Source organism: Blastomonas sp. 34TW (assembly GCF_059803595.1).
In genome coordinates, this window is record NZ_JAPFGW010000022.1 from 20,257 (window position 1) to 37,449 (window position 17,193).

A 17,193-nucleotide genomic window follows, 5' to 3' on the forward strand; every position below is an offset into this window, starting at 1 on the left:
TCAATTCCCCTGTTGGTCTGGCACCGGAGCGGTAAGCCGCTCAAGACGGGCGCGGGCATTCTGATAGTTGGCGAGCGCATCGATCGCAGCAACGCGCGTTTCGGCCAGCGTGCGTTCGGCATCGAGAAGATCGAGCTGACCGAATTTGCCCTCGCGATATCCGATCCGCGCGATCCTTGCGGCTTCCTGGGCTGCCGCCAAGGCGGGACCGGCTGCTGCGCGTGCTGAGGTTGCCGCATTTGCTGCTTCCGCTTCCGCGTCGGTAATTGCCTGTTCGACATCAAGCGCGGTCACGCGTCGCACTGCCTCGGCTCGGGTCTGCTCCGCGGTTGCCTGGGCAATAGCAGCGCGACCATTGTTGAACACAGGGATCGGAATCGAGATCGAGAAGACTGCCGCTATGTCGTTAGTCGCCTCCAATCTCCGTAGCGCTGGTCCGACGTTGATGTCCGGCACACGGTTTGCCCGGGCCAGCTCGATGCCAGCGTCTGCAATTGCCAAGTCGGCATCCGCTGCCGCTAGCGCGAGTGTACCTTTCGCTGTGGACGGATCTACAGGTCCGAAGGTCGCGACAGGGAGGCGATCAAGCAGTTGTGAATCCAGCGCCCCATCGATCGGCCGACCCACCCGGCGCGCGAGATTTGTCCGCGCCGCTTCCGCGAGGCGGGTCAGTCGCTCGACATTAGCATCTGCGTTTATACGCGCCACATCTGCGCGCTGCTGTTCGAGTGGCGATGCCCGGCCAGCCTGGACCCGCACTCCCGCACCACGCAGCACCTCTGCCGCAATCCGAGCCTGATCTCGCGCCGTCATCAACCGACGTTCAGCCGCGAGCGCTTCGACGTAGAGCTGCGTGACCTGCACACGAATATCGGCTGCCGCGATCGCGGCCTGCAACTCGGCCCGTGACACCTGCGCAGTCGCGACTGCAATACGTGCAGTTCGCTTACCTCCCAGCTCGAGCGGGATCGCAACCCCGACGGTCGTCTCTGCGCTCCGCAGACCCGTATAAGGCCCGGAACCGGCAACATTTTCGATTTGGCCCTGGAAGGTCGGGTTTGGCCGCAATCCGGCAACAGCACGCCCGGCCTGCGCGGCTTCGATGCCTGCGGCGGCTGCTACGTTGGACGGCGCGGCCCCGCCCGCCGCCAGAACAGCATCGTCTAACGTGAATAACCGCAAGGGCTGTTCGGATGTTTGCGTCACAGTTGGCGGTTTCGCGTTCTGCTCACCCGTCTGTTGCGACTGAGCCTGCGCCTGCGCGAGCGATGCGCAGGACGCCGCGGCCAGCACGGCCGCGATCATCTTTTTCATTTTCTGGGAATCCTGACAAATTGCGACGAGCCAGCACATGCCGGCTGACGGAAAAGATCAGGCGGAAGGAGGCCTCAGTGCGGGATCGACTAGGCGCGACGCAGTTGCGCTGTCGGACCCATATGAAGGGCGCATGTCAGAAAGATACACTGCCGACAAACCGTCGCTCGCCGGGACGTTAAGGGAAGCGCCGTGGCAGGAGCTGTGGTGATGCGGAACTGCTTGGTCTGAATCACCCTGCGATTGGTCGGCATCACCTTCGGTGTGCACAGCACCACTACACTCCATCGTAAGTGTCCCTGGCAGTTCTTGCGCATGCACCGTCGCCGTCACCATCAAGGATGACGCGATCACTATGAGCAAAAGGGACCATACTTTGAGCAGCATTGGATGAGCGTTACCCGAGATGGTGCACATTGTCATGACAAAATTTACGCGGGATGAGCCAAGTTTGGTAAATGCATTGACCGGATATACCCGTGCCCCGTCCCCTCAATTTATGGCGGAGCGGACAAAATGCAGCATGCCATTTCGGGTTTGTCTCTTACCGGTCTTAAATAGACACACCCTATCGATTCACCAATCTCTCCAAATGATTAGCGAATAATCCCCCATCAGCGATCACTCAGCCATAGGCCGAAGCATTGATACAAATACTGCGGCCGCGTTTTTCATTGGGATAGGTCCGGTAATTGTTGCTTGTCCGTGCGGGTGGAGGCAGCAGCCCAGTCTTTTCATAAAAGCGCACGGTCTCGACCTTGGTCGCCGTGGCGCTCGCGAGCTCGCCAATTTTCATTGCCACTCCTCCGGGCTTGACCCTGTAGTTGCTACAGGGTGTAGATAGAGTGCCGACTCGGGAGTTGTCGAGAACGCAAGATGATGGCTGATGATTGCTGCAAGGCCGCGTGCGGAACGACGGCAACGCTGAATGACCCGCGCTGGCGCAGGGCTTTGTGGATCGCGCTCGGCGTCAACGCCGGCATGTTCGCTGTCGAGATGGCGGCAGGTGCCGCTGCTGACAGCCGCGCGCTGCAGGCGGACGCACTCGATTTTCTCGGTGATGCTGCCAATTACGCGATCAGCCTGCTGGTTGCCGGGATGGCGCTGGCATGGCGCGCGCGGGCTGCCCTTGCCAAGGGTCTTACCCTCATCGGTCTGGGTGGCTGGGTGATGATCACGGCGGTTCTGGCGGCGCTCGGCGGCGCTGCACCCGAGCCTGAATTGATGGGGATCATCGGTGCGCTCGCGCTCGCGGCCAACGCCGGTGTCGCCATCATGCTCTATCGCTTCCGCACCGGAGACGCGAATATGCGCTCGGTCTGGATCTGCTCGCGCAATGACGCGATCGGCAATATCGCCGTGATGGCGGCAGCACTTGGCGTGTTCGGCACCGGGACGGCCCGGCCCGACCTTATTGTTGCAGCGATCCTGGCGCTGCTCGGGATCAGCGGCGGCATCCAGATTGTCCGGCAGGCACGGCGTGAGTTGGGGAGCGTTGCGGCATGAAGGTTTCCCGTTCGACACGTATCGCGCTCAAGCCGGAATCTGTCTGGGCAGAGGTCCAGACGGCGGGCCTGTTGCAGCATATCGCCTGGCCGCTGGTGCGCTTCATCCCGGCCGACGATGCGGCGTTCGAGAGCTTTCAGCCCGGCGGGCGCTATCAGATTAAGCTCCGGCTGTTCGGAATGATCCCCTTCGGAACCCAGTGGATCGTGACGTCCCTGCACGAAGCTAAGGGCACCCAGTGGCCCAAGCGACTGCGAGATGACGGCTATAGTGCCATCATCTCGAAGTGGGATCATTGGATTACGGTCGCGCCGGATAAGGACGGCGGGACGCGTTACAGCGACGAGGTCGAAGTTTCGGCCGGAGCCCTGACCCCGTTCATCTGGGCCTTCGCGCAAATCTTCTATTGGCACAGGCAGCGACGCTGGCGGGGTCTTGCCAAGAGCCTTGCTTCGCGGCGGGTGATCGCGGCCGAAATGGCGGCATACCGGTCAGCGGTAGAAGCGGGCGACGATGATCGTGCGTGGCACCATCTGGAGCGGGTTCATATCGTTTCGCAGCCCTATCTTGGCCCACATCTCGCCAGTCATGGCGCCATGCTGGGGTTTGCGATCCGACGGCGCTATTGGAACGAAGTTCTGGGCCAGATGGTCCGGATCATTCTGGCCCCACTTGGCGCGGTGACTGGGCGGCCACCAGAAGGTAACACCGGGCGATCAAATGTGAGCGCTTTTGCGCGGATACCAATCCCGGAGGATCTTCGATTCGCAGTTGACCGGCATGATGATCGAGGCCGATCATGACAGGACGTGGCCGCCTTCAATTGAAACAATACGACTTGATACTAGTGGTGGATAAACGACAGACGCGCCCGATGATCATTGCAGCTAGCCATTGTCCGCGCGGGCGGAGGTAGGAGCCCAATCTTTCAACAATTGCTCATCCTTGCGAACTTCGTCGTTCTGGCACAGGGCCGATCCCAACTCTATTGTCTATGCTTCGGCATCAACTCGTTTATCGGATGGCCGCGAAACTTCTTCAAGCGCTTAGTGTTCGGCAAATGGGCTAAATCTTTCTTTCTAGGTCTCGTTGTCAGCGCACCGCGATGATCGAACTCTCAGCGCTTAGGGCCTCTAAGATACGACATTCGGTCACAACGCCGCCAGTACATGATCCAGCGATCCGATCGAGCTCATCCCGCAATAGCTCCAATTGCGAAATCTTTTCAATCACGTTGGCCAAGTGCTTTTGTGTGATCAGGGTAACATCGCTACATTGCTGTACCGGATTATCGCTCAGAGCTAGCAGCGATCGAATTTCATCTATTTGAAAACCAAGTTTCCTCGCGTGTCGAATAAATCTCAGGCGCTCGAGATCCGCTGGGAGAAAGGTGCGCCGCCCTGACTCAGTTCGAACTGCGGTTCGCATGAGGCCGATCTCCTCGTAATATCTGATGGTGTTGACCTTTGTTCCTGTGGCCGACGCTAAGTCGCCGATCATGAGGTTTTTTTCAGATGCCATGTTGACCCTCCATTGGCTGGAGCACCTAAATTGCCTGGCCCGATCTGGCTAGATGCGTCTCGATGCAGCGCCATTCAGATGCCACCTAACGCGGACCACTTGCCATTCTAATCAGCGAATCTTTTTCGCGTTGTCTACAAAGAGCTTGCTCCTCCAGCGGCTGGAGGTTGTAATATCTCCGAATGGATGTGAACGAATCAGATGGTTGCGGCTGCACCGGTGACGCCAAGCGGGCCGAAGTTGACCCGGCATACCGCCGAGCGCTCTGGTGGGTCGTTATCCTCAATGTCAGCTTTGGTTTGTTCGAGATCGCAGGCGGATTTCTTGCGAACAGCCAAGCTTTGAAGGCCGATTCCCTAGATTTTCTGGGTGACGGGTCGATCACGTTCGTGGGCTTACTAGCTCTCGGCTGGCCGGGGACTACACGAGCCAAGATCGCGCTTACTCAAGGATTTTTTCTCGGCGCTCTTGGCATCTCAGTTATGGGAATGGCAATTTGGCGGACGCTTTACGCAATTCCACCGGAGCCTGAGCTTATGGGAGGCATCGGCATTGCTGCGCTTGCTGTGAATTTGACCGCTGCAATGATCTTGGCTCGTTTCCGGGAAGGGGGCGATGCTCAGGCACGAGCGATTTGGCTATTCTCCCGCAATGATGCGATCAACAACGTGGCTGTGATCGCCGCTGCCGGACTCGTTTTCTGGCTCGGCAGTGCATGGCCAGACATCATTGTAGCTCTAGTGATCGCCGTAATCTTCCTTCGTTCAGCTTGGCAAATCATCAGGGAGGCTCGCAGCGAGTTGCGAGGGACCAAATGACGCCCTTTGGCCTTTTTTGGCGGCTAGTTGCCGCGCTCCTGATTACCTGGGGCTCCGCCGCAGTCTCTCAGATGCAATCCGCCGCGCCAGTGGGTGCAATGTGACGTCAACTTCAGATCTTTGGCGTAGGCTCCGCCGCTTCGGCGCCGTCCCCTAAACTTGCATGGCTTCTGCGTGTGGCTGCCTTGGTCTCGCGCAGTCTGACGTCGATCTGAGGAGTTTTCATGCCCATATCCTCCTGCAAGGGGTGCCACGCGGGTTTGACCTCATAGCCATCCGCACTGCGATGGCCGAGATGCAGGGCGTGAACGGGGTTCACGACCTGCACCTGTGGTCAGTCGCGGGCGACGATGCCAGCCTAACCGCGCATGTTGCGATTGGCGGCGTGGAGGATGCAGAAGCGGTGCGGCGCGCCGTTACAGTTATGCTGAAAGCGCAGTTTGCGATCCATCATGTGACGATCCAGACAGAAGCTGTGCCGTGCACTGATGAAACGCCAATGCATCGCTGAATTGGCGATTTCTACCCTACGTCATCATCCACAGCGCCATGCCGATCATCATCAGGTTTTCTGTCAATGAGACGAAGCCGAGCGGCACATTGCTGTCGCGGCCAACGCAAGCGCATTTGAGTTCGCGCTTATCGATATAGACTGCCTTGAAGACCGAGATCGCACCGATCGTGCCGATGAACAGCGCCACCGGTATCGAGATCCAATGGAGCTGGCCTGAAACCATGAGCACACCGGCCAGGCCCTCGGCGAAGGGATAGAGGGTCGCATAAGGCACCCAGCGCTTTGCCAAGAGGTCGTAATTGAGGAACATGGTCGCAAACTTGTCGACGTTCTGGAGCTTGAGCAGCGCCAAGACGCACATGCTGAACGCGATAAACCACTCGGCAACGCGAATGCTCAGGGCCGTGCCATCGACCGCGATGCCGGCCGCAATTGCCATCGCTGCGGTCATGGCGAAGAGCGCGATGATCGGACGATAGCTGGTAGCGTTGGGATCAGGGACCTTGATCCCGAAGAATCGCCGCAGGTCGTCATGACCTCCAATACGCTCACCATCGATGAAGGTTTGGGGGGTGGTCGCAACGCCGTGTTGAGCCTTGAAGGCATCGGTTTGTTCGCGCGTGGTGAGGTGCCGATCATCCACCTTGTAGCCGCGCGTTTTGAGCAGATGCTTTGATTTAAGGCCATAAGGACATGTGTGATTGGGCATGACCATGCGGTGGAGCACGGCGGTTTTGGCGGGTGAGGGCATTGGTGATTTCCTTTGAATCGCTGCAATTCGGCCCATATAGGTTCCGTACCATGGTACGGGATCAAGGGCTAAAATGAAAATTGGTGAACTTGCCCGCGCAGGCGGAGTCAACGTCGAGACGATCCGCTATTATCAGCGGCGCGGATTGCTGCCGCAGCCTGCGCGGCATGAGGGGCCACGCCGCTACACGCGCAGCGATCTTGGCCGTTTGCAATCGATCCGCTCGGCGCAGACTGCAGGCTTCACGCTTGACGAGATCGCGACGCTTCTTGCTCTCGATACCGGCGATCGCACAGCGGCGCAGGACCTTGCGCGCGCTCGGATCGCGGCGCTCGATGAGAAAATCGCGACCTTGCAAACCATGCGGGGAGCCCTCGTCAGGCTCGCCGACGACTGTGCGTTGGAACAATCCGGACCCTGTCCCATCATCGATGCTTTCAGCTTTCCGCAGGAAAATGCAGGATCGCAGGTGGCAAGTTGAGGGGTTTTTGCCGCGCCTGCGTATACAATTCCAAAGGAGCTTCTTGATGGACGTCGATGCAAATCTCGCCCGATTGGCCAGCCTTCCCGTGCCGGACCTTTCCGCCATTGATGGCGGAAGGCTGGCGGCGCGCGCGCAGAACGAGGTCCGGCAGACGCGGGCGATGCTCGGATTGGGGCTCGTGGTGTCGCTGGGGATGGGGGTCGTTGGCGGGCTTCAGGTGCCTGCACGCGCCGAAGTGCCCCTGGCTGCCTTCGGGCCGCCGGCTTCGCTTACGCCCTTGATTGCACTGGGTCAGGAATGAACCTTCGTCGTATCGCCTTGGCGGCGGGGCTGATCATTGCGCTCGCGCTGGTCGGGGTTTGGCTTGGGCGCATGCTTCAACCCGCACCGCACCATGGCGGGGCTGAACTCCACGCCTTGATACATGGTGAGCTCGACCTCGATCCGGCCCAGGAACAAGAACTGACCGCATTGGAGCGCCAGTTTGCAGCGCGGCGCGAGGCGCTCGAAGACCGGCTGAGGCGCAGCAATGCACTGCTTGGCGACGCTATTGCCGCTGAACATGAATATGGTCCCCGCGTTTCTGCGGCGGTGGACGATACGCATAATGCGATGGGGGACCTCCAGAAGGCGACGCTCGAGCATGTTTTCGCGATGCGGGCCATTCTTCGTCCCGATCAACAGGCGCGGTTCGATGCAGTGGTTAGCAAGAGCCTCGCTGCACAACCGCAGTGACCTCTGACAATCTGGACGCGGCGCTTATACGCGACGCGCGGGCTGGCCTGTCGGGCGCGCAACGTGCGCTCGTCGAGCGCTACCGTGAGACCGTGTACCGGCTTGCGCGCTCCGCGACGGGTGATCCTGAGGAAGCCTTCGATATTGCGCAGGAAACGTTCGTCGCCGCATTTGGCGCGCTGAACCGTTATGATCCCGAGCGGCCTTTCAAGGCCTGGATCAGTGCCATCACGCTCAACAAATGCCGGGACTGGGCTCGTCGCCGCGCGGTCAGGCGGTTCGTCGGTCTGCCGATGCCCGATCACACGGCGGACTTGATTGCCGATGATGCGCCCTCGGCGGAAACACTTGCTGCAGACCGCGCCGAGCTTGCAGCGACAGCCCGTGCGATCGCCGAGCTTCCATCCAAGCTGAAAGACGTGTTGATTTTGTGCACGGTTGAGGGACTGAGCCAGCAGGAGGCCGCAACGACGCTGGGCATCAGTGTCAAGGCGGTCGAGACGCGGCTTTCGCGCGCGCGTCAAAAATTGGTGGGCATTTTGAGGGGTGGCCCGGACGCGCGCGTATAAAAGCGTATGAACAGTCCGAACCTTACACGTCGCCACCTGATCGCCGGCCTTGGCGCGGGATCCGCCTTCGCTGCCATGCCGGCCTGGGCGCAGGGTCACAGCGTCCACCGCAGCGGCAGCCATGGGCGCGGCGGCCCGCGTATTCCTGCAGGCTTTGGCGAGCTGAGTGGCGATGTCATCGACCTGACCGTTGGCAGCGGCCACCGCATTGTCGAAGGGCGGCGCGGCCCGGGCATTGCCGTCAACGGCAGTGTGCCCGGCCCGCTGATCCGGCTGCGCGAAGGGCAGAATGTCCGCCTCAATGTCACCAATAACCTGGAGACCGACACATCGGTCCACTGGCACGGCTTCCTTTTGCCGTTCCACATGGATGGGGTGCCCGGCATCAGCTTTCCCGGTATCAAACCGGGCCAGACCTTCACCTACGAGTTCCCCATCCGCCAGTCGGGCACCTATTGGTATCACAGCCACTCGGGCCTGCAGGAGCAGTCCGGCCATTACGGCCCGATGATCATCGATCCGGCAGGGGCCGAGCCGGTGCAGTTTGATCGCGATTACATCCTGCTGCTAAGCGACTTCACGGCGCTCGACCCGCATTTTATCATGAGCCGCTTGCGCACCGGTGAGGGCTATTTCAATCGGCAGCTGAGCACCTGGACCGACCAATATCCGATGTCGGGCGAAGAACGGCGGATGTGGGCTGAAATGCGGATGATGCCGACCGATATCATGGATATCGGCGCGCCGACCTACACCTTCCTCGCCAACGGACGCGGTCCCACCGAGGGGATGGAATATCTGTTCCGTGCTGGAGAACGCGTGCGGCTGCGCATCATCAACGGATCTGCGCAGAGCTTCTTCAATGTTCGCATTCCGGGCCTGCCAATGACGGTCATCGCTGCCGATGGCCAGAACGTGCGGCCGGTCGAGGTTGATGAATTCCAGATCGGCACTGCCGAGATCTACGATGTGATCGTTACGCCGGGCAGCGACGAAGCCTATGCCATCGTGGCTGAGTCCATGGATCGTTCCGGCATGGCGCTGGCGATGCTGGCCAGTCGCCCCGGCGCGCGCGCTGCGGTTCCGGCCCTGCGCGATCCGCCGCTGCTGACGATGGGCGATATGGGCATGAACCATGGTGCCGGTGGGATGGACCACGGCACGATGGATCACGGCGTACAAACTGGCAGCGCTGCCGACGCTGTGGGAGCGGCGGATCATGCCGCCATGGGGCATGGTACATCCGCAGCGCCGGGCGACGACGCGATGGCCGGGATGGCGATGGGCGGAATGAGCATGGACGGTATGATGATGCGCGACACCGCGCTGCTACCGCCTGATGTGGCGATTGGTCCGGGGATCGACATGGTGTCGATGGCACCGACGGACAAAATGGGCGATCCCGGCCTTGGCCTGCGTGATATGCCGCACCGCGTGCTCAATTATCGGATGCTCACCGCGCTCGAGCCCAATCGGGACACGCGCGAGCCATCGCGATTGCTCGAACTCCACCTCACCGGCAACATGGAGCGCTACATGTGGTCGTTCGACGGGCGGATGTATTCGGCCGTCAGCGATGTACCGATCCGCTTTGCCTGGAACGAGCGGGTACGGGTGAAGCTCATCAACAACACGATGATGGCGCACCCGATCCACCTGCACGGCATGTTCTTCGAACTGGTCAACGGGGAAAGCGCTGCGCATCAGCCGCGCAAGAACGTCGTCATCGTCCAGCCCGGCGCAAGCGCGCAATTTGATCTCACCGCCAACGAACCCGGCGACTGGGCATTTCACTGTCACCTGATGTATCACATGCATGGCGGGATGATGCAGACCGTGACCGTGGTCGGTCCGGGCGGCGGCGCATGAGCGTGCGGTCTGTCCTGTCAGCGGCCCTGCTCGGGAGCGCGTTGATCTCCGTTCCGGCCTTCGCGCAGCATCAAGGGCATCCAATGCCTGCGCCAGCGCCAGCGCCGACACCTGCTCCAGCGCCCGCCGATCCCCATGCCGGGCACGACATGCCGGCGGCGCCGGCCACGCCCGCGCCTGATCGGGTCGATCCGCACGCGGGGCACGTCATACCTGAGCAGCCTGCGACCGCTGAGCCAGTCGACCCTCACGCGGGCCATGACATGACGGGTGGGCCGGCTGCGCCTGCCGATCCGATGGCTGGCATGGGCCACGGCATGATGGACGACGGAGCGTCGGCATCGCCTGGACCAGGCATGGAAACCCCGCCGCCACCTGAGGCCGGAAGCGGTCCACCGCGCGCTGCCGATGCCATTTGGGGCGCCGACGCGATGCGGGCGTCGCGCGAGGATCTCCAACGTACCCACGGCGATTTCCCGGTCTTCTGGTTCCAGGGAGATCGTTTCGAGACGCAGGTGCGCGACGGCCGTGAGGGCTATCTGTGGGATCTTCAGGGCTATTATGGTGGCCCGACGAGCCGACTGTGGTTCAAGAGCGAAGGTGAAGGCACGTTCGGCGAACCGATTGAACAAGCCGAGGTTCAGGCACTTTACGCCCGGGCCATTGCGCCCTTCTGGGATCTGCAGGCGGGCGTGCGGCAAGACCTCGGCGGACCCGACACCACACATGCCGTGATCGGCGTGCAAGGGCTTTCGCCCTACATGTTCGAAGTCGACGCCGCATTGTTTCTGTCACAGCGCGGCGATCTCACGGCGCGGATAGAGGGCGAGGTCGACCAGCGGATCACGCAGCGTCTGATCTTGCAACCGCGCGCCGAGGTGAACCTGTCGGCGCAGGACATTCCGCGCCTCGGGGTCGGGTCAGGCATCGACTCAGTCGAGGTCGGCGTGCGGCTGCGCTACGAATTCATCCGCGAGTTTGCCCCCTATATCGGCATCGAACAAAGCTGGCGGCTCGGCGGCAGCGCCGATTACGCCCGCGCACGCGGCGAGGATCCCAGCGTAACGAACTATCTCGTCGGCATCCGTTTCTGGTTTTGAAGTAAAGGAATACCCCATGAAATTCGCATCTCTCCTCGCCGCAATTGCCATGATCGCTGCGCCGCTTGCGGCCCCGTCGATCGCGCTCGCACACACGCGCGTCGTGGCTTCGACTCCTGCTGAGGGCGCAACCGTTGCGCGCCCGCGGGCGGTGACCCTCACATTCAGCGAAGCTCTGTTGCCGCCGACCGCCGCCGCCAGCATCGTCATGACCGCAATGCCCGGGATGGCGAACCACGGCGAGATGGTGATCCGCAATTTCACGACGGCCTGGAGCAATGGCAACAAGACCATGACGCTCACCCTGCGGCAGCCGCTGCGCGCCGGAACCTATGAGGTGCGCTGGCAGGCCGCGGGAGCTGATGGGCATCGCATGAACGGCACCGTCAACTTCATCGTCAGCTGATCTCAGCGTGGGGGGTCTGGCCGAACAGGGGTTGCGCCTTGCGCATTATGGTGCGCTGCTCGGCCTGTTCGGTTGGACGGCGTTTCGGCTGCTAAAGCTGCGGCACCTGGAGTGGGTGTCGCAGGGTGAGGGCATGGCTGCTTTGACCCTCGTCGCCATTTCTGCGCCGCTGCTATCAATCGCGCTGATGCTGGTGTCTATTGCAGCGATGATGGGCGCGCCGATTACTTCGCTCGACTGGCCAATGGTCGAGGCGATGATCATCGGCACCGAGATGGGCATGGCGTTTCTGATACGTCTTGCGCTGCTGATTGCCGGCCTTTGCGCACTGCTGGCACGCCGGGCAGGGAGGCAAGCCACGCTGATCGCGGTCATGTGCTTCGCTGGCGCATTGCTGACGCTTGGCTGGAGCGGCCATGCGGCTTCGACTGAAGGCGGATTGGGTCTGTTCCACCGCTTGAACAATGGCGTCCATCTGCTGGCGACCAGCCTGTGGCTGGGCGCAATATGTTGGTTCCTGATGCTTACGGCCAAAGCCCATCGGCAACCCGATCTCATCCCTGCCTTGCCGCTGCTTCGCGTGATGCACGCGTTCGCGCCGCTAGGCGTCGGCCTGGTCGCTGCAGCTGCACTGACGGGCGTGATCAACGCGCAGTTGATCTTTGGACTGGAGAACAGCGTGGCGGTTTTGACCATGCCTTATGGCATCTTGTTGATCGCCAAGGTCCTGTTGGTTGGCATCATGCTGGCATTCGGCGCGCATAACGCCTCGATCGGACGACGGGCGGTTTTCGACCAACGCCGCGAGACTGCGGAGCCCTTAAACGCATTGTCGCGCCTTCGCAGAAGCCTGGCAGGCGAGCTGTTGCTGGCCGGCGGTGTAATCGGACTGGTTGCGGTCCTGGGCACGATGTCGCCAATGATGATGTAAATGCAAACGGGACACAGGGAGGAACAAGGTCATGCTCAAGGGTGAAGTGGGTCAATTGGCAGGGCGACGCGCGGCGCTCCTCGCTGCTATCGTGGCGATCGGGCTAAGTCTGACGGCTGCGCATCCCGGGGCGCACGATGCGCCGCGAATGCCGGTCTCAGGAGTTCCGAGCGCCACGATCGACGCGGCAACACCGGTCGGAACTGTCATGGCGTTTCATGCTGCACTTGCCAGCGGCGATACGGACGCAGCGCTGATGCACCTTTCTGAAGACGTCGTTATTTTCGAATCTGGCGGCGTTGAAAACAGCCGCGCCGAATATGCCAGCCATCATCTGGAAGCCGATGCTGCCTTCAGCGCCGCAGTGGCTCGAACCCTGGTCAGCCGCACGCATAGTATGCAAGGCGATATGGCCTGGGTCATGAGTGTCGAAACGGTGACCGGGACGTATCGCACGCGTGCGATCAACAGCCGGTCGGTCGAGACGATGATGCTCCGGCAGGTGAATGGGCAATGGCGTATTGTACACATTCACTGGTCGTCGGCCGACATATCCTGACCTGACCTTCGTTTCACATCGGGCAGGAGATATGAGATCGCGAGTGATATGACCCACAGCGACTTAGCGGGCGCGAAGACCAAGCTTTGCCCGTGCGGCTACACGAGCGGCCCAGCGGTGGGTTTTGTGCGCGAAGCTCATTTTGAGGCGAAGAGGTCATAAACGGTTTAGCGGTGTTGTCCTTCCACCCTCGATCCCAACTAACGAGCTGCCATAGAAGCCAGAAGTCATCTACTTGTGAAAAGATCAAAAGGACCAGCGCTCGCGTATAGCTGTCAGCGAATAGCATAATGAACAATCCACCTATTCACGGGTGGGGCGACTGCTACTCTGTTCACAAAGTAGAAAGGCGACTTTCAAGGCAATCCAGAGCAAACGCCATTCAGCACTCCTGCAAGTGAGGTCCGTTTGTGGTAAACCCTGCCATCTCAACGGCATATGGCTCCGGCAGATTTATCCCACATATCGCCATTTCATGCTGCGCAGATGGTGCATAGCGAGAGGAAAACTGTGGGGCGTTAGGGCTCAACCGAGAACGTCGGCATCGATGGCTCCGGCATTGCTGCTCCACATGCTCGAAACAGTCCGCTTATGACAGACGGCGCTGCCTCTACCGGAATAAACACCCGGGTACGAAACGAGATGATTTCCGTGAAGCATCCAATGCTCTTCAGCCAAGGCAGCTGATCGACAGGCGCCCCGACGATTTCGTAGCGCTGCTCGCCTGCCACGCGAGAGCATTTGATGGTCGCCTCGAACGGCTGCATGATTGGGACTGTCCGGCTTTCGCCGAGCGCCCTGACGATCGTATCCGGGCTCAGTTCAACGGTGGAGGCAATATCGAACTTCTCGAGCAGCTTCGCCACGTCGAGTTCGTGGACCATGCGGCCGAGCCAGCTTCTGCCCTCCTCGTCCACGATGCGCCGGACCTCCAGATAGTCGATAGGCAGGCTCGACCAGATCGACAGGAGAAGTCCCGTTGCGAGGTACACGGTTTCTGTCGTGAGCCGTTCGGCAAGCTCCGCAACCTCGCTGTGCCACAGCTTCTCGAAAGTCCGGCGCGGAGCTTCTTCCCAGGCCGATTCCGCAAGGTCATCGAAGTGGTGGTATTCCCGCCGCAGGGGACGGTGGAGGATAACTCGCCTGATCAGCTCGCCTTGCTCAGTCATGAAGTGCCGCGAAGGTTCGGCCAGGGCTGCTTTCCCGCTCTTGGTGTTTTGGAGCAGAATACAGCCGTCAGCGTAGTCGCGGCGCTCAAGGACACGCTCAAGGGAGATCGGCCGCGCTCTCGTCTTGAGAGCCAGCTGCAGCAAATGCGAGGTGGCACCGGTTCGCTCGTCGGTCCGCAGGACTATGTCTTCGACAACCTCGGCCTGTTCGACCCGCAGGGTCTCGACGCCAACATCGAGCGAACCGGCCTCGCGCGCAGCCGACACCCGCGCTTCCACCAACCCTAGGAATTCCTCGAAGATCGCATTCTGCATTCCGATCGGCAGTGCGAGGATGCGATTGAGCCAGCGCTGGATCGGCGGAAGGTCCTCTTCGAGAATGCCGTCTTCGGAGACAATCTTCAGCCCGCTACGGCGCTGGAAATCGATCAGCGTTGCGCTCTTGAGCTTGCCGTCCGCCAGCAAGGCAAACCAGGTCGAGAGAGCCGCCTTGGCATATTCGCTTTCGAGATTGTCGGCAGGGTCAAAGAGGTTCTGGCCGCCCGTCTGGCGTTGGCCCCGGGTCAGCGCCCCCAGGCTGTCGAGCCTGCGCGCAATGGTGCTGGTGAACCGCAGTTCCCCTTTGCAGTTGGTGGTCACAGGCCGGAACAGCGGTGTGTTGGCCTGATGGGTCCGGTGCGTTCGGCCCAGCCCCTGGATGGCGCGGTCGGCTCGCCACCCCGGCTCAAGCAGGAAATGGATGCGCCGCTTCTGGCAAGCTGCGTCAAGGCTGGCGTGATAGGACCGCCCTGTGCCGCCCGCGTCGCTGAAGACAAGGATCGGCTTCCTGCCATCCATGAACTGGTCGGTCTCGGACTGGTTTGTCCGCGGCGAGCGGGTCTCGAGCCTCTGCTGGCCGTCGCTCTGGACTATGAGCCGCTTGCTGCGCCCGGTCACCTCGGCGACCTTCTCCGGTCCATAGTGCTCGATGATCCCGTCCAGCGCTGGCTTGATTGGCGGCATGGCGCACAGATGCTCGATCATCTCGCTGCGGCGGGCGATCGCAGTCTGATTGTGGACTGGACGGCCTTCCTCGTCAAACATCGGTGCAGAGCGCTGGGTGCCGGTATCATCGACGAATACTTGCATCTGTTGCGTGGGGAAGGCGCGCTCAAGGTACTCGATCACGGCGTCGAGCGGGCTGAGGTCGAGGTCAAGCTCCGCGCGCTCTTCTGGCGAGAGGCTGTCGAGACGGCGATCGAGGATGCTTTCGGCGGTCGAAACCAGTTGGACGACAACCACCTCATCGCGGTCCAGATGGAGGTTGATGGCCGCAATCAGCGTTGGCAGCTTCATCGACAGGAGCAGCTGGTTGAAGAACCGCTGCTTGGTGCTTTCAAACCGGCTTCGCGCTGCGGCTTTCGCACCGCTGTTGAGCGTTGTGCCGTCGATTTCATCAACCACGCCGGTCAGCTCCAGCGCCTCCTCAAGGTTCTGATGAATGATCGCCCAGGCGTCGGCATAAGTGTCGTAGACGGCGATCTGTTCGGCGGTCAGATCATGTTTCAGGATCTCGTATTCGACGCCTGCAAAGCTAAGCGCGCGCGCCTGATAGAGGCCCAGTGCCTTGAGGTCTCGCGACACGAGTTCCATCGCAGCGATGCCCCCTGCCCTGATCTGGCTGATGAAATCTTCCCTGTTGGCAAACGCAGTGCCGGGCCCCCACAGACCGAGGCGTACGGCATAGGCAAGGTTGTTGACTTCCGAGGCCCCAGTCGCAGAGGCGTAGAGAACCCGGGCATCGGGCAGATTGTTTTGCAGCAGCACGCCGGCGATGCCCTGCAGCGATCCGCTTTTCGTGCCGCGGGCGCCCTCGCCTCCTGCTACCCCGCCCATCTCGTGGCTCTCATCGAAGGCGATGACACCGTCGAAATCCTCGCCCGCCCAATCGAGCAGCTGCTTCAGGCGGGTGGCGTCCTGGCGCTGGCTGCGAAGGGTCGGGTAAGTGACGAACAGGATCCCTTCGCGAAACGGAACCGCCTGATCGATCTTCCAGTTCGAAAGCGGCTGAATGTCGGCAGCAAGGCCGCCGATGGCGCTCCAGTCGCGGCGCGCATCCTCAAGCAAGCTCTCGTTCTTCGAGACCCAGATGGCCTTGCGGCGTCCAGCAAGCCAGCCATCAAGGATGCAAGCGGCGATCTGTCTGCCCTTCCCTGCCCCCGTGCCATCGCCGAGGAAATAGCCTTTGCGGTAGGCACGCCCTTGCTCGTCGAGTTGCAGGCCAACGCCTTCCTCAGCCGGAACGAACAGGCCCGGCAGATACTGCTGCCAAGCGTTCCCGGCATAGATGACAGTTTCGATCTGGGCCTCGGAGAGCAGGCTTTCCTGAAGGACCCGGTCCTGCAGCGCCGGGACATAATCCGGGATAGGTGCCGGGATCGAGCCCATGGCCACGCTTTCGACGAGCGGCGTCGGATGCTCGCGTGCGCCAACAATGTCGACCCGGCTTGGCCGGTACGGGATGTAGACCCCGCTTTGCTCACCGAGCACGCGCGGCTTGTCCAGGGTACTGAACGCCAGTGCTTCGATCTTGGGGGCTTGGGCTGCCCTCGCCCTGACGGGCTTTGTGATGGGCGTTGCCCGCATGGCTTTGAAGAGCGCACCCGGCTTTGCTGTCGGCGGCACCGCGCGCGGTTCGCAGTCGGGCTGGACTGTCACGCGTTTGATGATTGGAACCGCAGACGCGACGTCTGCAACTGTCTGCCGCGCCAAAACTGCTGGTCTGATCTGCCCCGGGATCTTGTCGATCACGTACAAGCGCACGGCCACGCTGGTGCCCTGCTTGTGATAGCATTTATCAAGGCGGATGGATGTGCGGACCGTGCAAGAGGCAAAGGTGTCTTCGTAGATTTTCGCCAGCTTTGCGCTGGTCGTGAACCAGTCCGGCATGATCGCGACGATCCGCCCC

General features: G+C 61.1%; 18 protein-coding genes. 13 read left to right on the plus strand and 5 right to left on the minus strand.

All coding sequences use genetic code 11. The features are described 5' to 3' along the window. Positions 1 to 1,314, minus strand: coding sequence for a TolC family protein (locus tag OPU69_RS18790; protein ID WP_054135016.1), 1,314 nt, complete (start codon positions 1,312 to 1,314; stop codon positions 1 to 3). A gap of 625 nt (positions 1,315 to 1,939) precedes the next feature. Then, positions 1,940 to 2,110 carry a MerR family DNA-binding transcriptional regulator gene (locus OPU69_RS18795; RefSeq protein WP_082382295.1) on the minus strand — a complete coding sequence of 57 codons (171 nt, stop codon included), beginning with the start codon at positions 2,108 to 2,110 and terminating at the stop codon, positions 1,940 to 1,942. Positions 2,111 to 2,193: 83 nt separating this feature from the next. On the opposite strand from OPU69_RS18795, the gene OPU69_RS18800 reads away from it, so the two are divergent. Further along, positions 2,194 to 2,820 (plus strand): cation efflux transmembrane domain-containing protein, encoded by a 627-nt coding sequence (locus OPU69_RS18800; RefSeq protein ID WP_069052215.1) that lies wholly within the window; start codon positions 2,194 to 2,196, stop codon positions 2,818 to 2,820. After that, entirely contained in the window at positions 2,817 to 3,623 is an 807-nt protein-coding gene (locus OPU69_RS18805; RefSeq protein WP_498513014.1) for a DUF3703 domain-containing protein, read from the plus strand. The genes OPU69_RS18800 and OPU69_RS18805 overlap by 4 nt, the downstream gene beginning before the upstream one ends. A gap of 289 nt (positions 3,624 to 3,912) precedes the next feature. Here OPU69_RS18805 and OPU69_RS18810 read toward each other — a convergent pair whose 3' ends face one another. Next, positions 3,913 to 4,341, minus strand: a complete 429-nt coding sequence (locus OPU69_RS18810; protein WP_498513016.1) for a MerR family transcriptional regulator — start codon at positions 4,339 to 4,341, stop codon at positions 3,913 to 3,915. Between the two features lie 182 nt (positions 4,342 to 4,523). On the opposite strand from OPU69_RS18810, the gene OPU69_RS18815 reads away from it, so the two are divergent. Both OPU69_RS18815 and OPU69_RS18820 read left to right on the plus strand, forming a co-directional pair. After that, positions 4,524 to 5,159: a cation efflux transmembrane domain-containing protein gene (locus tag OPU69_RS18815; RefSeq protein WP_498513018.1), complete on the plus strand. Its 636-nt coding sequence runs from the start codon at positions 4,524 to 4,526 to the stop codon at positions 5,157 to 5,159. Between the two features lie 163 nt (positions 5,160 to 5,322). Further along, entirely contained in the window at positions 5,323 to 5,670 is a 348-nt protein-coding gene (locus OPU69_RS18820) for a cation transporter dimerization domain-containing protein (protein WP_054136639.1), read from the plus strand. Positions 5,671 to 5,686: 16 nt separating this feature from the next. Here OPU69_RS18820 and OPU69_RS18825 read toward each other — a convergent pair whose 3' ends face one another. Beyond that, positions 5,687 to 6,424 (minus strand): MauE/DoxX family redox-associated membrane protein, encoded by a 738-nt coding sequence (locus OPU69_RS18825; protein ID WP_498513021.1) that lies wholly within the window; start codon positions 6,422 to 6,424, stop codon positions 5,687 to 5,689. A 73-nt stretch (positions 6,425 to 6,497) separates the two neighbouring features. On the opposite strand from OPU69_RS18825, the gene OPU69_RS18830 reads away from it, so the two are divergent. From OPU69_RS18830 to OPU69_RS18870, 9 genes are all read left to right on the plus strand, one after another. Further along, on the plus strand, positions 6,498 to 6,905 hold the full coding sequence (locus tag OPU69_RS18830; protein WP_069052088.1) for a MerR family transcriptional regulator: 408 nt from the start codon (positions 6,498 to 6,500) through the stop codon (positions 6,903 to 6,905). Positions 6,906 to 6,951: 46 nt separating this feature from the next. Further along, the gene (locus tag OPU69_RS18835) at positions 6,952 to 7,209 is read left to right on the plus strand and encodes a hypothetical protein (RefSeq protein WP_150126407.1); all 258 of its coding nucleotides are present in this window, start codon (positions 6,952 to 6,954) and stop codon (positions 7,207 to 7,209) included. After that, positions 7,206 to 7,643: a Spy/CpxP family protein refolding chaperone gene (locus OPU69_RS18840; protein ID WP_069052090.1), complete on the plus strand. Its 438-nt coding sequence runs from the start codon at positions 7,206 to 7,208 to the stop codon at positions 7,641 to 7,643. Before OPU69_RS18835 ends, OPU69_RS18840 begins: the two co-directional genes overlap by 4 nt. Next, positions 7,640 to 8,212, plus strand: coding sequence for an RNA polymerase sigma factor (locus tag OPU69_RS18845; protein WP_069052091.1), 573 nt, complete (start codon positions 7,640 to 7,642; stop codon positions 8,210 to 8,212). The genes OPU69_RS18840 and OPU69_RS18845 overlap by 4 nt, the downstream gene beginning before the upstream one ends. 6 nt (positions 8,213 to 8,218) lie before the next feature. Further along, complete coding sequence (locus OPU69_RS18850) at positions 8,219 to 10,081, plus strand: copper resistance system multicopper oxidase (RefSeq protein WP_498513024.1); 1,863 nt, start codon at positions 8,219 to 8,221, stop codon at positions 10,079 to 10,081. A 356-nt stretch (positions 10,082 to 10,437) separates the two neighbouring features. Further along, positions 10,438 to 11,181 (plus strand): copper resistance protein B, encoded by a 744-nt coding sequence (locus OPU69_RS18855; protein ID WP_498513026.1) that lies wholly within the window; start codon positions 10,438 to 10,440, stop codon positions 11,179 to 11,181. 49 nt (positions 11,182 to 11,230) lie between these two features. Then, positions 11,231 to 11,587, plus strand: a complete 357-nt coding sequence (gene copC / locus OPU69_RS18860) for a copper homeostasis periplasmic binding protein CopC (RefSeq protein ID WP_498513028.1) — start codon at positions 11,231 to 11,233, stop codon at positions 11,585 to 11,587. Positions 11,588 to 11,594: 7 nt separating this feature from the next. Beyond that, positions 11,595 to 12,518 (plus strand): CopD family protein, encoded by a 924-nt coding sequence (locus OPU69_RS18865; protein ID WP_498513030.1) that lies wholly within the window; start codon positions 11,595 to 11,597, stop codon positions 12,516 to 12,518. A gap of 31 nt (positions 12,519 to 12,549) precedes the next feature. After that, a complete protein-coding gene (locus tag OPU69_RS18870) occupies positions 12,550 to 13,077 on the plus strand; it encodes a YybH family protein (protein WP_498513032.1) in 528 nt (175 codons plus the stop codon). A 518-nt stretch (positions 13,078 to 13,595) separates the two neighbouring features. On the opposite strand, the gene OPU69_RS18875 is transcribed toward OPU69_RS18870, so the two are convergent. After that, positions 13,596 to 17,193, minus strand: a 3,598-nt coding sequence (locus OPU69_RS18875; RefSeq protein ID WP_498513034.1) for a strawberry notch family protein, incomplete at its 5' end; no start/stop codon positions are given.

Coding starts and splice junctions, on each gene's coding strand:
- OPU69_RS18790 (WP_054135016.1), bottom strand. CDS start 1,314: ATGAAAAAGATGATCGCGGCCGTGCTGGCCGCGGCGTCCTGCGCATCG.
- OPU69_RS18795 (WP_082382295.1), bottom strand. CDS start 2,110: ATGAAAATTGGCGAGCTCGCGAGCGCCACGGCGACCAAGGTCGAGACC.
- OPU69_RS18800 (WP_069052215.1), top strand. CDS start 2,194: ATGGCTGATGATTGCTGCAAGGCCGCGTGCGGAACGACGGCAACGCTG.
- OPU69_RS18805 (WP_498513014.1), top strand. CDS start 2,817: ATGAAGGTTTCCCGTTCGACACGTATCGCGCTCAAGCCGGAATCTGTC.
- OPU69_RS18810 (WP_498513016.1), bottom strand. CDS start 4,341: ATGGCATCTGAAAAAAACCTCATGATCGGCGACTTAGCGTCGGCCACA.
- OPU69_RS18815 (WP_498513018.1), top strand. CDS start 4,524: ATGGATGTGAACGAATCAGATGGTTGCGGCTGCACCGGTGACGCCAAG.
- OPU69_RS18820 (WP_054136639.1), top strand. CDS start 5,323: ATGGCTTCTGCGTGTGGCTGCCTTGGTCTCGCGCAGTCTGACGTCGAT.
- OPU69_RS18825 (WP_498513021.1), bottom strand. CDS start 6,424: ATGCCCTCACCCGCCAAAACCGCCGTGCTCCACCGCATGGTCATGCCC.
- OPU69_RS18830 (WP_069052088.1), top strand. CDS start 6,498: ATGAAAATTGGTGAACTTGCCCGCGCAGGCGGAGTCAACGTCGAGACG.
- OPU69_RS18835 (WP_150126407.1), top strand. CDS start 6,952: ATGGACGTCGATGCAAATCTCGCCCGATTGGCCAGCCTTCCCGTGCCG.
- OPU69_RS18840 (WP_069052090.1), top strand. CDS start 7,206: ATGAACCTTCGTCGTATCGCCTTGGCGGCGGGGCTGATCATTGCGCTC.
- OPU69_RS18850 (WP_498513024.1), top strand. CDS start 8,219: ATGAACAGTCCGAACCTTACACGTCGCCACCTGATCGCCGGCCTTGGC.
- OPU69_RS18855 (WP_498513026.1), top strand. CDS start 10,438: ATGGAAACCCCGCCGCCACCTGAGGCCGGAAGCGGTCCACCGCGCGCT.
- copC (WP_498513028.1), top strand. CDS start 11,231: ATGATCGCTGCGCCGCTTGCGGCCCCGTCGATCGCGCTCGCACACACG.
- OPU69_RS18870 (WP_498513032.1), top strand. CDS start 12,550: ATGCTCAAGGGTGAAGTGGGTCAATTGGCAGGGCGACGCGCGGCGCTC.